Source organism: Hahella sp. HN01, assembly GCF_018986435.1.
Lineage (GTDB): Bacteria > Pseudomonadota > Gammaproteobacteria > Pseudomonadales > Oleiphilaceae > Hahella.
On the sequence record NZ_JAHMIN010000051.1, the window covers coordinates 21,604 to 32,904 of the forward strand.

An 11,301-nucleotide genomic window follows, 5' to 3' on the forward strand; every position below is an offset into this window, starting at 1 on the left:
GGCTTGCTCCCTGACGAAGTTGATGATGAGGTGGAAGCCCGGTACATCCGGACTTCGAGATAAACTTGGCTTTGTTACGGCGGCAATGAACGGCTCCTCACTTCCGCCCCCAAATAGACAGCGGACGACCGGCGTTTTCGCGGGTCAGCGCATATACGCCCCAGATTACGCAGGCGCCGTGCGTCGCCACCCAATAGACCAGGACCAAGGTGACAGTGATCGGCTCTCGGTCGCTCAACCACAACACGAGCAACGGAAAGACCACCAGCAGGACGCCATTGATAAGTCCGCCAATCAGCGCAATCCTCTGCGCCGCCAACAACGCGGCAGGCGCGCTCCGACGACTGCGCCAAAACCAGCCGAGCAAGATCAAAAACGACGCTCCCGGCAGCGCCAGCAGGTTCATCAGATACAAAATGTGCGGCCATAAATACGCTCGTTGCGGCATGGGATCTCCCATCCGGAGTTCCGGTCAGTCAATCTCTGCCGAAGTGAACATCGACCACCTGCGACAAGGCGCGCAGCGTCTCTTTGTCGTCGGTCAACGGCTCCACCAGACAGGCCTGGCAGGCCCGCGTCGGTTCGACCCCGCTGGCCATCAATCGCGCGGCGTAAATCAGCAAACGGGTGGACGCCGCTTCTTCCAGATCATGTTGCTCAAGACGCCGCAAAGCCGTTCCCACGTCGACAATCCGCCGCGCCAACGAGGGGCTGACGCCTCCCTCTTTTTCCACGATCCGGGCTTCCAGTTCCGGCGCGGGATAACTCAGACTGACGCCGACAAAACGCTGTCGAGTGCTGGGTTTCATCCCTTTAAGCGCGTTCTGATAGCCGGGGTTGTAGGAGACCACCAGCATGAAGCCCGGCGCGGCCTGCAATTGTTCCCCTGTGCGGTCGATGGGCAGGATGCGGCGGTCATCGGCCAGTGGATGCAAGACCACAGTGGTGTCCTTGCGCGCCTCCACCACTTCGTCCAGATAACACAACCCGCCTTCCCGCACCGCCCGGGTCAAAGGGCCGTCCTGCCAAAAGGCCCCGTCTCCGCCGATCAAATGACGCCCCACCAAGTCCGAAGCGGTCAGGTCGTCGTGACAGGCGACAGTGTATAAACGCCGACTCAAACGATGGGCCATATGCTGCACAAAGCGGGTTTTGCCACACCCGGTCGGCCCCTTGATCAGCACTGGCAAGCCATGGCTGTAGGCTTTTTCAAACAGCTCGATTTCACCGCCTTGGGGAAGGTAGAAAGGGGCGTCCTGAGTGGCGTTCATAGGCTGACGATCCTGTGCTGGGTCATGTCCGGTCTCTGTTTTTTTACCCTACCCGAAACCTGTTTTCGCTCATGTACCTACGATGGGGTATTTGCCCTTGCCGCTCGCAAAACATTGACCCTCATCAACTTTGCCCAGCCGCCGCTGACCTACTCTCGTTGCGCTCAAGGACATTCACCCAGCAGCAAAAAGGGGACAGCCATGGGAATATTCAAACCTGCAACACTCGTGTATTTACTCTCCGCCGCACTCTCAGGAAACGCCCTCGCCGGCGACCCGGCAGTCGGTAAGGCGAAGGCCGCCACCTGCGCCGGTTGCCACGGCGCGGAAGGAGTCAGCAACAACGGCGTATGGCCGAATCTGGCCGGACAGAAAGAGGGATACCTGGTCAAGCAACTGAAGGATTTTCGCGACGGCAAACGCAACGACCCGATGATGTCCAGCATGGCCAAGCCATTGTCGGACGATGACATCGCCAACCTCGCCGCCTACTACAGCCAACTCAAATAGGAGTCCTCGCCACCTGAATCGTCGTTAAAAAAAGCGCCGTAGTTTCGCAAGGCGCGTCCGGGATCGGACGGTTTTGCGTCAGTAAAGAATCGAAATAGCAAGACTCTGATGAGAAGGACAGTGCTATGCATACAGACAGCGCTCCAAAACGCAGCCAACGCTCGCCGTCCAGGCCACTGCGCCTGCGTTACTCCACCCTTTCACTCGCCCTGGTCGCCGGCTTGTCGAGCCATGCCTGGGCGGACACTAAAAGCGACCTTGTTAATTCCCCACCCGGACAATACGAAGGCGCCCCCACGGCGATGACCGGGGAAGGTCTGCGCGTTGTGCGCTCTCCCGGCGCTCCGGACCTGACGGAGGATGAGTTCCAGAAGGCGACGCGCATTTATTTTGAACGTTGCGCTGGCTGCCATGGCGTACTGCGCAAAGGAGCCACAGGCAAGCCTCTGACGCCGGACATTACTCAGGCCAAAGGATCGGACTATCTGGAAGCCTTCATTAACTACGGCTCCCCCGCCGGCATGCCGAACTGGGGAACTTCCGGCGATCTCACCGCCGATGAGGTCAAACTCATGGCGAAATTTGTGCAGCATGAACCGCCACAGCCGCCGGAATGGGGCATGGCGGAAATGAAGAACAGCTGGAAAGTGTTAGTTAAACCGGAAGATCGTCCCACCAAACAGCTCAACAAGCTCAACCTGAAAAACCTGTTCTCCGTTACCCTGCGTGACGCCGGCCAAATAGCGTTGATCGATGGCGACAGCAAGAACATCGTAACGATTATAAAAACCGGCTACGCCGTACACATTTCACGTTTATCTTCCTCTGGTCGCTACCTGTTCGTCATCGGCCGCGACGCCAAGGTCAATATGATTGATCTATGGATGAAAACCCCGGCCACGGTGGCGGAAATCAAAGTCGGCCTGGAAGCGCGCTCTGTGGAGACGTCCAAATACAAGGGGTTCGAAGACACCTACGCCATCGCCGGCGCGTACTGGCCACCGCAATATGTGATCATGGACGGCGAGACCATGGAGCCGCTGAAAATCGTCTCCACCCGCGGCATGACGGTGGACACTCAGGAGTATCATCCCGAGCCGAGGGTCGCCGCCATTGTGGCGTCCCATGAGAAGCCCGAGTTCATTATTAACGTCAAGGAAACCGGCAAAATCCTGCTGGTTAACTATGAAGACATCAACGCTCTGAAAGTCACCACCATCGACGCCGCGCGCTTCCTGCACGACGGCGGCTGGGACAGCACCCATCGCTACTTCCTCACCGCCGCCAACCAGTCCAACAAAGTGGCGGTCATCGATTCCAAAGATGGCGCGCTGGAGGCGTTGGTCGATGTCGGCGCGATTCCCCATCCTGGCCGCGGAGCCAACTTCACGGACGCCAAATTCGGGCCGGTCTGGGCCACCAGCCACCTGGGCGACGGCAGTATCGCCGTAATCGGCACAGACCCGGACAAACATGGCGATTACGCTTGGAAACAAGTGCGCTCGCTGTCCGCCCAAGGCGGCGGATCGTTGTTCATCAAGACGCATCCCAACTCCAGACACCTGTACGTGGACACGCCCCTGAATCCGGACGCCAATATCAGTCAGTCTGTGGCGGTATTCGACCTCAGCGATATCGAGGCCAAATATAAGGTGCTGCCTATCGCCCAATGGGCGGAGCTGGGCGATGGCCCCAAACGCGTTGTGCAACCGGAGTTCAACGAAGCTGGCGATGAAGTCTGGTTCTCGGTATGGAACGGCAAGGAACAGGAATCCGCCATCGTCGTGGTGGATGACAAAACGCTGGCCCTGAAAACCGTCATCAAGGACCCACGGCTGGTGACGCCGACAGGTAAGTTCAACGTGTACAACACCCAACACGATATTTACTGATTCATGACCAGGAGAACGCGCTCGCGACGAGACCCTCTCGCGCGAGCGGCGTCGGGATGCATCCATCATGAGAAAACCGGTAACCCTCATCACAGGCGCATTGGCGATGCTAATCGTCTGCGCTTCGCCATCCGTCCACGCCGCAGACGCCAATCACAGCGCAGCGCAATTACGCAATCTGGTGCGTCAGGACTGCGGCTCCTGCCATGGCCTTAGTTTGAAAGGCGGCCTGGGACCTTCATTACGCCCTGAGCGCATGCAGGCGTTAGGCGGCGAAGCCATTCGCCTCATCATCGCCGACGGTAAACCGGACACCGCCATGCCGCCCTGGCGCGATCTGCTGACGGAGCAGGACATTCGCCACATCGCTCAAGACCTGTTGAGCGGCGCCTACATCAGCGACAACACTAGCACTCAGGAAAGCCCATGAAAGCGAGTATCCCCCATCTGCGGTTATTCCAACGCCTTACCCTGCTGCTGATCAGCATAGGCCTCTGCGCTTGTACGCACCTCGACGCACGCGATGATGTGAGGTATCAGGGCGGTACGGGAGACCTTGGCCTGATCATCGAACGCACCGAGGGCAGCGTCCTGCTGGTCAACACCAGCCAGCGCCAGGTGATCAAACGCATCCAGGGCCTTGGCGATCTGTCCCACGCCTCCATCGTCTACTCCCGCGATCAACGTTATGGTTACGTGTTTGGTCGCGACGGCGGCCTTAGCAAAGTAGATCTGCTGCGCGGCGAAGTAGTCAAACGCATCATTCAGGCCGGCAATAGCATCGGCGGCGCCATCAGTCAGGACGGAGCCTATGTGGCGGTGTCCAACTACGACCCCGGTGGCGTGAATATTTTTAACAGCGAAGACCTGGCGCTCGTGGCGACTATTCCAGCCACATCGGTCATAAAAGACGGCGTCGCCAAAGGATCGAAAACCGTCGGCCTGGTGGACGCGCCCCAAAACCGCTTTGTCGTCAGCCTGTTCGACAGCGACGAAATATGGGTATTGGATATGGCGGATAGCGACCCCACGCCAGGTCTGCAACCGCAAATTACCAAGTTCACTCAGATCGGCCGTGAACCCTACGACGCGCTGATTACCCCCGAAGGCCGCTACTACCTCGCCGGATTATTTGGCGATAGCGGCATGGCCAAGCTCGACTTATGGCGACCGCAGGAAGGAGTGAAGCGCATCATGCCGACCTATGGTCCAGGCGAGCAACGCCTGCCGGTCTACAAAATGCCTCACCTGGAAGGATGGACTCAAGCTGGGCGCTACCTGTTCGCTCCCGGCGTGGGCCACCACGAAGTCATCGTGATTGATTCCTACGACTGGCGCATCCTGCGTCGCATCCCCACTTACAGTCAGCCGGTATTTGTGATGGCGCAGCCGGATGCCCGCAGAGTCTGGGTCAACTTCGCCCATCCGGATAACGACCAGGTGCAAGTCATCGATGTGGACAGTCTGCAGGTCATTAACACAATAGAAGCCGGAAAAGCCGTGTTGCATATGGCCTTTACGCCGAAAGGCGACCAACTCTGGATTTCACTGCGCGACGATAACCGGGTGGATATTTACGACCCGTACAGTATGCAGCGGACCGACAGCTTGCCCGCCATACACCCCAGCGGCATCTTTTTCACCGACAGAGCTAACAGGATCGGCTTATGAGCGCCCTCACCTCTCCGACTTCCACCCATACGCCATCAACAAACACTATTGAACTCAGTGGGCTGGAGAAAGCTATTCTGAGCGACTATCAAAAAGGTTTCCCGCTGACGCCGCGTCCCTTCTACACCCTGGCGAGCCAGCTTGGCTGCACCGAAGCCGAGGTGCTGGCCTGCCTGCAACGCTTGCAACAACTAGGCGTCATCACCCGCATCGGCCCGGTATTTAACCATCGACGCGCCGGCGCCAGCACCCTGGCGGCGCTGCGCGCGCCTGTCGGGCAGTTGCAGGACATCGCCGAGCTGATTAACGCCTATGACGAGGTGAATCATAACTATCTGCGCGAGCACGACCTGAACCTGTGGTTCGTCGTCACCGCGCCGGATGCGGATCATCTGGACGCCGTGATACGCAATATGGAGACGGCGACGGGGCTGAAGGTCCGGCGGTTTCCCATGGTCAGGCCTTACCACATCGACCTGGGCTTTCGTCCGGACTTTGATTGAAACACAGATGATGCAGGAGACGTCGACATGCATGTAATTTCGAGCCCTCCCCCTGATCAAACCTCAGCGCAGGAGCGATTGCGAATAGCGCTACAGGATGGACTGCCTCTGTCGCCACGCCCTTACCAGGCGCTGGCGCAGCAGTGCGGGCTCAGCGAGCAGGACGTAATCGAAGCGCTGCTAACCTGGGAGCAGTCGCGCCTGACGCGTCGTTTCGGCATCGTCATCAATCATCACAAAATCGGTTACACCAGTAACGCCATGGTGGTGTGGGAAGTCGCCGACAGCGAGGTGAACCGTCTCGGCGCCGCCATCAGCCGCACGGGATTGGTGTCGCTCTGTTATCAGCGCAGGCCGGACGGCCCTGACTGGCCCTACAACCTGTACTGCATGCTGCACGGTAAATCCCGGGAGGAAGTGCTGCAACGACTGCAGCGTCTGAAGACGCAGTGCGGACTGCAGGACACGCCCTGCGCAGTGCTGTTCAGCTTGCGGCAATACAAACAGTGCGGCGGCCGCTACGCCCATAAAAGACCGTCCGCACCGGTGAAGGAGGCACTATGACCGCCCAGCCAATACATCCCCACGCCACAGGGCGCATTACCCATGACTCCAGCGATTATCAACTGGACTCTGTGGATCGTCGCCTTATCAATACACTGCAGATCGGTTTTCCCATTTGCGACGAGCCTTACGCCGCAGTCGCCAGCGAATTGGATATCAGCGAAACGGATTTACTGGAGCGCCTGCAACGTTTGCTGCACACCGGTTACCTGACCCGGTTCGGACCGTTCTACCACGCCGAACGTCTCGGAGGCGGACTGACCCTCGCGGCGATGGAGATCCCGGCGCACGATGTCGAACGCGTAACGGCGGCGATCAACCGCCACGCCGAAGTCGCCCATAACTACGAGCGCGACCATGCCCTCAACCTTTGGTTTGTCGTCGCCACGGAAAAACCGGAACACATTGACGCCGTGCTCACCGCCATCGCGCTGGAGTCTGGATATCCTGTTCACAATCTACCGAAACAGAGGGAGTTTTATGTTGGCCTTCACTTCCATGCCTGACCCCGGCCAGACCGAGACCCCAGTTACGCTCGCGCAGCTGGATCGTCAACTGATTCTGTTGACCCAGGACGGCCTGCCACTGGTTCCACGCCCATTTGACGCCCTGGCGACCACGCTGGGCGTTTCAGCAGATGAAGTCAAAGCCCGTTTCGAACGCATGCTCGCCAACGGCTGCATTCGCCGAATCGGCGCCGCGCCTAATCATTACCGCCTGGGATATCGCGCCAACGCCATGACGGTCTGGGACGTGGATGACGCCCGCGTTATGGAGTTGGGCGAGCGTATCGGCGCGCTGCCCTATGTCAGCCATTGTTATCTGCGCCCCAGAATACCGTCGCAGTGGCCATATAACCTGTTCGCCATGATTCACGGTAAGAACCGTGCGGATCTGGATGGCTATCTGACGGAGATGACCGCCCTGCTGGGAAACGCACGCCGCGCCAGCGACCTGCTGCTCAGCACTCGAATCCTGAAAAAAACCGGCATGCGCTTCAGTGGAGGACAATGATGTTCAGGATCAGTCACTACATGCGCGCCCTCGTACATGAAGAAGCTTTCAATCCACGCCCGAAACCGTCAGCTCCCGTGGTGATCTGGAATCTGATTCGGCGTTGCAATCTGACCTGCCGCCACTGCTATTCCATCTCCGCCGATATCGACTTTCCCGGCGAGCTGACGACCGCGCAAGTGTTCGACACTCTTGAGGATCTCAAACAGATGGGCGCGCCGGCGGTGATTCTGTCTGGCGGCGAGCCTTTGCTGCGCAAGGACATATTTCTGATTGGCGCCTACGCCAAATCGCTGGGTCTCTACGTAGGGTTATCCAGCAACGGCACGCTGATGAATCGCGACACCGCCGCGGCGATCAGCGACACCGGCTTCGACTATGTCGGCGTCAGCATCGATGGAACGGAGGCCACTCACGATGAGTTCCGGCAGATGCCGGGGGGCTTCAAAGCCGCGCTGGCTGGGGTGGAGCACTGTAAGTCCGCAGGAGTGAAAGTGGGCCTGCGTTTCACCCTGACGGAGAACAACGCAATGCAACTGCCCGCTATGTTGGACCTGATGCGAGAGCGGGATATCGATAAGTTTTATCTGTCTCACCTCAATTACGCCGGACGCGGTCTTCGCCACTGCAAACGCGATGCGTTCCACCAAACCACCCGAAACGCCATGTTGCTGTTATTCGAACGCGCTCATGAAGACGCTCTCGCCGGGAGGAATAACGAATACGTCACTGGCAACAACGACGCCGACGGTCCGTTCCTGTTGAATTGGGCGGCGCAGCGCTACCCGCACAGACTGCAGGACCTGCAAACGCGACTGACGCACTGGGGCGGCAACGCCTCGGGAGTGAGCATCGCCAATATCGATAACACGGGAGAAGTACACCCGGATACGTTCTGGTGGAGTCACAACCTGGGCAATGTCAAAGAGCGGCCTTTCTCCGCAATCTGGCGGGACACTCAAGACGCCTTCATGCTGGGGTTGCGCGCCCGCCCCCGTCCGCTCCATGGCCGTTGCGGAGACTGCGCCGTTCGTCATCTATGCAATGGCAACACCCGCGTGCGCGCCTATACGCATAGCGGCGGCGACTTCTGGGCGGAGGACCCGGGCTGTTACCTGACAGATGCGGAAATCCGATCAAGCTCAGACGCACATTGATTATCACGGGAAGTCTTAATGAAATTATCCCCCATACACCTATTCGCCACACTGACTTTGAGCGCTTTCGTCACACCAGCCTCAGCAGCGGACAGCACCTCAAACAACGCCGCCAGCGACACGGAAGCGCTGTATCAAACGCATTGCGCCGCCTGCCATCACCCCCAACGCCTCGGCGGCGTCGGCCCGGCGCTATTGCCTGAAAGCCTGGGGCGCTTACGTCCACAACAGGCGCAGGATGTCATATTACATGGCAGGGTGGCCACGCAGATGCCCGCTTTCCAAGACCGCATAACGGAGAGTCAGGCGACGCAATTGGCCGCTTATCTGTTTCAGCCCGCGCCGACGCCGCCGCAATGGACGCAAGACGATATTCGCGCTTCGCATATCATTCATTTCCCCAAGTCCAGCCTGAGCGACAAACCCGTTTTCGAGGCGGATCTGATGAATCTGTTTATCGTGGTGGAAAGCGGCGACCATCACGCCACCTTGCTGGACGGCGACGCCTTCAAGCCCATCCACCGCTTTAAAACCCGCTACGCCTTGCATGGCGGGCCCAAGTTCTCACCGGACGGGCGCTATGTTTACTTTGCATCCCGAGACGGGTGGATTAGCCAGTTCGATATTTACAACCTGAAAACCGTGGCGGAGATTCGGGTCGGGCTGAATACCCGCAACCTGGCGCTCTCCGCCGACGGACGTTGGGTGATGGTCGCCAATTACCTGCCGCACAATCTGGTGCTGCTGAATGCGGACCGGCTCAGCCCGGTAAAAACCTTCCCCGTCAGCAACGACGAACAAGGCTCAAGAGTGAGCGCCGTGTACACAGCGCCCCAGCGTCACAGCTTTATCGCCGCCATGAAGGACATCCGGGAGTGGTGGGAGATCGATTACAATCAGCCGGATTTTCCCGTGCGCAAAGTCGCCACCGAAGACTATCTGGATGATTTCTTTTTTGATCAGGAATACCGTCATCTGATCGGCGCTTCCCGCAGTGGGGAAAGCGGTCTGGTTATTGAGCTGAACTCCGGCGCAACCATCGCCACGCTTAACCTTCCCGGCATGCCGCACCTGGGATCGGGCATCAGTTGGGAAACAGAGCAAGGCCCGCTGATGATGACGCCGCACCTCAAAGAGGGCGCATTGTCTGTGATCAATATGAAAGACTGGAGTCTGGTGAAAACCATTTCCACCCTGGGCCCGGGATTTTTTACCCGTAGCCATGACGGCTCGCCCTACATTTGGGTAGATGTGTTCTTTGGGCCCAACAAAGATAAACTCCATGTTATCGACAAAAATACGTTGGAAATTATCGCCACCCTCACCCCGGAGCCCGGTAAAACCGCCGCCCACGTAGAGTTCACCAAAGATGGCCGCTTCGCGCTGGTAAGCTTATGGGAGAACGATGGCGCTTTAATCGTCTATGACGCGCTAACGCTGAAGGAAGTTACCCGACTGCCCATGTCCAAGCCGTCGGGCAAATATAATGTGTACAACAAAACCCACTATGTGCGCGGGACGAGTCATTAACGAGTCAAAGGCCCGAATTACTGCGACCAAAAGATCAGATGGAAGCGCTCCCCACAAGAAATGGATAGAACTCCCCCACGAGAATTAGCCGGTCAGGCGGTTGGCTCAAGTGAGCGCGGTTTCGACGGCTCACTTTGCGAGAGAACTCAATCAAGCCTTCGGCGCGCCCGAATCCGCTATTGCCGAGCCGAAAATGCAAGATAGTATCGACTTGGCTATAGCGACTCACTTGGCTTTGAGCACCACCCTTACCTTGCCACTGTTTCCTCCGCCGCAATAAAACCGGTCCCGGCCATTGGATTCAAGTCCGGAAACGCCGATATCAGGCGGCATACTTATACTCTCCAGCACGTTACCGTTATGGTGATCGACACGCCTGAGTTCGCTTTCCTCCCCCTCCCAGGTCCCGTGCCAGAGTTCCCCGTCAAGCCAGGTGACGCCGGTGACAAATCTATTGGATTCGATAGTGCTGAGTATCTCTCCGGTATCCGGATCGAGCTGGTGAATGCGGCGGTTTTTGTATTGTCCGACCCAAAGACGTCCCTCCGCCCAGGCAAGCCCGGAACAACAGCCGCCATCGGGCGCCGGGATGGTAGCAAGCCTGTGACCGTTGTCCGGATCGATTTTGCAGATGCTGTCATCGGTAATCTGGTACAGGTGCTTGCCGTCAAAGGCGGTACCGGCGTTGGCGATAACATCAAGCGCCTTTACCCGCTCGCCGCTGGTGGGATCGAGGGCATTGAGTCGGTCACCCGAGGCAAACCAGATCCGGCGGCCGTCATAACTGACGCCGTGCACGGCGTCAACGTCTGGAAACGGGCCATATTCATCAATGATTTGGGCGGTCTTCGGTTTAATTGCTGCGGAATCCATGGCGATATCCTCATTGCGTTAAATTGAGGTTTTTATGTTAATGACCCGGCAGTGCATTAGGGAGTAACAAGGTTGTCGCGAATCCTGGCAGTGGCGGCGACAACCAGCGGCGGGCGCGACCACGGCCGAAGAACTGTACTTTATCAGCCGCGGCCAGGGTGTCGAGGGCGCGTTGCACAGTGCGCTGGCTCATACCCAGGGCAAGAGCAATAGAGGCGCTCGACCACGCCTCGCCATCGGCTAGCAGAGCGAGTAAGTTGGCGTGTTTGTCCTCAACGGGTTGCGCCAATACCGCCACATCACTCATATCGTTAGG

At 58.2% G+C, this 11,301-nt stretch carries 13 protein-coding genes and 1 pseudogene; 10 read left to right on the top strand and 4 right to left on the bottom strand.

Translation table 11 applies throughout. The features are described 5' to 3' along the window. Nucleotides 1–97: 97 nt before the first annotated feature. Nucleotides 98–448 carry a hypothetical protein gene (locus KP814_RS29575; protein WP_216740156.1) on the bottom strand — a complete coding sequence of 117 codons (351 nt, stop codon included), beginning with the start codon at nucleotides 446–448 and terminating at the stop codon, nucleotides 98–100. Nucleotides 449–476: 28 nt separating this feature from the next. Beyond that, a complete protein-coding gene (locus tag KP814_RS29580; RefSeq protein WP_216740157.1) occupies nucleotides 477–1,271 on the bottom strand; it encodes a CbbQ/NirQ/NorQ/GpvN family protein in 795 nt (264 codons plus the stop codon). Between the two features lie 201 nt (nucleotides 1,272–1,472). Between KP814_RS29580 and KP814_RS29585 the strand changes: the two genes are divergently transcribed. The 10 genes from KP814_RS29585 (at nucleotide 1,473) to KP814_RS29630 (ending at nucleotide 10,112) form a co-directional block, all read left to right on the top strand. Then, on the top strand, nucleotides 1,473–1,781 hold the full coding sequence (locus KP814_RS29585; RefSeq protein WP_216740158.1) for a cytochrome c: 309 nt from the start codon (nucleotides 1,473–1,475) through the stop codon (nucleotides 1,779–1,781). A gap of 125 nt (nucleotides 1,782–1,906) precedes the next feature. Beyond that, nucleotides 1,907–3,673 (top strand): nitrite reductase, encoded by a 1,767-nt coding sequence (locus tag KP814_RS29590; RefSeq protein WP_253938726.1) that lies wholly within the window; start codon nucleotides 1,907–1,909, stop codon nucleotides 3,671–3,673. Nucleotides 3,674–3,740: 67 nt separating this feature from the next. Further along, nucleotides 3,741–4,103, top strand: a complete 363-nt coding sequence (locus KP814_RS29595) for a cytochrome c (RefSeq protein ID WP_216740159.1) — start codon at nucleotides 3,741–3,743, stop codon at nucleotides 4,101–4,103. Continuing rightward, complete coding sequence (locus KP814_RS29600) at nucleotides 4,100–5,344, top strand: cytochrome D1 domain-containing protein (protein ID WP_216740160.1); 1,245 nt, start codon at nucleotides 4,100–4,102, stop codon at nucleotides 5,342–5,344. The genes KP814_RS29595 and KP814_RS29600 overlap by 4 nt, the downstream gene beginning before the upstream one ends. Further along, nucleotides 5,341–5,847: an Lrp/AsnC family transcriptional regulator gene (locus KP814_RS29605; protein ID WP_216740161.1), complete on the top strand. Its 507-nt coding sequence runs from the start codon at nucleotides 5,341–5,343 to the stop codon at nucleotides 5,845–5,847. Before KP814_RS29600 ends, KP814_RS29605 begins: the two co-directional genes overlap by 4 nt. A gap of 27 nt (nucleotides 5,848–5,874) precedes the next feature. Continuing rightward, the gene (locus KP814_RS29610; protein ID WP_216740162.1) at nucleotides 5,875–6,411 is read left to right on the top strand and encodes an Lrp/AsnC family transcriptional regulator; all 537 of its coding nucleotides are present in this window, start codon (nucleotides 5,875–5,877) and stop codon (nucleotides 6,409–6,411) included. After that, nucleotides 6,408–6,917 carry an Lrp/AsnC family transcriptional regulator gene (locus KP814_RS29615; RefSeq protein ID WP_216740163.1) on the top strand — a complete coding sequence of 170 codons (510 nt, stop codon included), beginning with the start codon at nucleotides 6,408–6,410 and terminating at the stop codon, nucleotides 6,915–6,917. The genes KP814_RS29610 and KP814_RS29615 overlap by 4 nt, the downstream gene beginning before the upstream one ends. Further along, nucleotides 6,892–7,425 carry an Lrp/AsnC family transcriptional regulator gene (locus tag KP814_RS29620; RefSeq protein WP_216740164.1) on the top strand — a complete coding sequence of 178 codons (534 nt, stop codon included), beginning with the start codon at nucleotides 6,892–6,894 and terminating at the stop codon, nucleotides 7,423–7,425. The genes KP814_RS29615 and KP814_RS29620 overlap by 26 nt, the downstream gene beginning before the upstream one ends. Then, nucleotides 7,422–8,582, top strand: a complete 1,161-nt coding sequence (gene nirJ / locus KP814_RS29625; RefSeq protein WP_253938727.1) for a heme d1 biosynthesis radical SAM protein NirJ — start codon at nucleotides 7,422–7,424, stop codon at nucleotides 8,580–8,582. Before KP814_RS29620 ends, nirJ begins: the two co-directional genes overlap by 4 nt. 18 nt (nucleotides 8,583–8,600) lie before the next feature. Then, nucleotides 8,601–10,112, top strand: coding sequence for a cytochrome D1 domain-containing protein (locus tag KP814_RS29630; protein WP_216740165.1), 1,512 nt, complete (start codon nucleotides 8,601–8,603; stop codon nucleotides 10,110–10,112). A gap of 225 nt (nucleotides 10,113–10,337) precedes the next feature. Here the strand turns inward: KP814_RS29630 and KP814_RS29635 are convergent, their stop codons facing one another. Together KP814_RS29635 and KP814_RS29640 are read right to left on the bottom strand one after the other, a co-directional pair. Then, entirely contained in the window at nucleotides 10,338–10,985 is a 648-nt protein-coding gene (locus KP814_RS29635) for a glutamine cyclotransferase (protein ID WP_253938728.1), read from the bottom strand. A gap of 37 nt (nucleotides 10,986–11,022) precedes the next feature. Continuing rightward, a pseudogene (locus KP814_RS29640) lies at nucleotides 11,023–11,301 on the bottom strand (helix-turn-helix domain-containing protein); the annotation flags it as partial.

What these genes read in the sequence shown, in the direction of transcription:
- KP814_RS29610 (WP_216740162.1), top strand. Translation starts at nt 5,875, where the DNA reads ATGCATGTAATTTCGAGCCCTCCCCCTGATCAAACCTCAGCGCAGGAG.
- KP814_RS29585 (WP_216740158.1), top strand. Translation starts at nt 1,473, where the DNA reads ATGGGAATATTCAAACCTGCAACACTCGTGTATTTACTCTCCGCCGCA.
- KP814_RS29580 (WP_216740157.1), bottom strand. Translation starts at nt 1,271, where the DNA reads ATGAACGCCACTCAGGACGCCCCTTTCTACCTTCCCCAAGGCGGTGAA.
- KP814_RS29630 (WP_216740165.1), top strand. Translation starts at nt 8,601, where the DNA reads ATGAAATTATCCCCCATACACCTATTCGCCACACTGACTTTGAGCGCT.
- KP814_RS29590 (WP_253938726.1), top strand. Translation starts at nt 1,907, where the DNA reads ATGCATACAGACAGCGCTCCAAAACGCAGCCAACGCTCGCCGTCCAGG.
- KP814_RS29620 (WP_216740164.1), top strand. Translation starts at nt 6,892, where the DNA reads ATGTTGGCCTTCACTTCCATGCCTGACCCCGGCCAGACCGAGACCCCA.
- KP814_RS29600 (WP_216740160.1), top strand. Translation starts at nt 4,100, where the DNA reads ATGAAAGCGAGTATCCCCCATCTGCGGTTATTCCAACGCCTTACCCTG.
- KP814_RS29635 (WP_253938728.1), bottom strand. Translation starts at nt 10,985, where the DNA reads ATGGATTCCGCAGCAATTAAACCGAAGACCGCCCAAATCATTGATGAA.
- KP814_RS29575 (WP_216740156.1), bottom strand. Translation starts at nt 448, where the DNA reads ATGCCGCAACGAGCGTATTTATGGCCGCACATTTTGTATCTGATGAAC.
- KP814_RS29605 (WP_216740161.1), top strand. Translation starts at nt 5,341, where the DNA reads ATGAGCGCCCTCACCTCTCCGACTTCCACCCATACGCCATCAACAAAC.
- KP814_RS29595 (WP_216740159.1), top strand. Translation starts at nt 3,741, where the DNA reads ATGAGAAAACCGGTAACCCTCATCACAGGCGCATTGGCGATGCTAATC.
- nirJ (WP_253938727.1), top strand. Translation starts at nt 7,422, where the DNA reads ATGATGTTCAGGATCAGTCACTACATGCGCGCCCTCGTACATGAAGAA.
- KP814_RS29615 (WP_216740163.1), top strand. Translation starts at nt 6,408, where the DNA reads ATGACCGCCCAGCCAATACATCCCCACGCCACAGGGCGCATTACCCAT.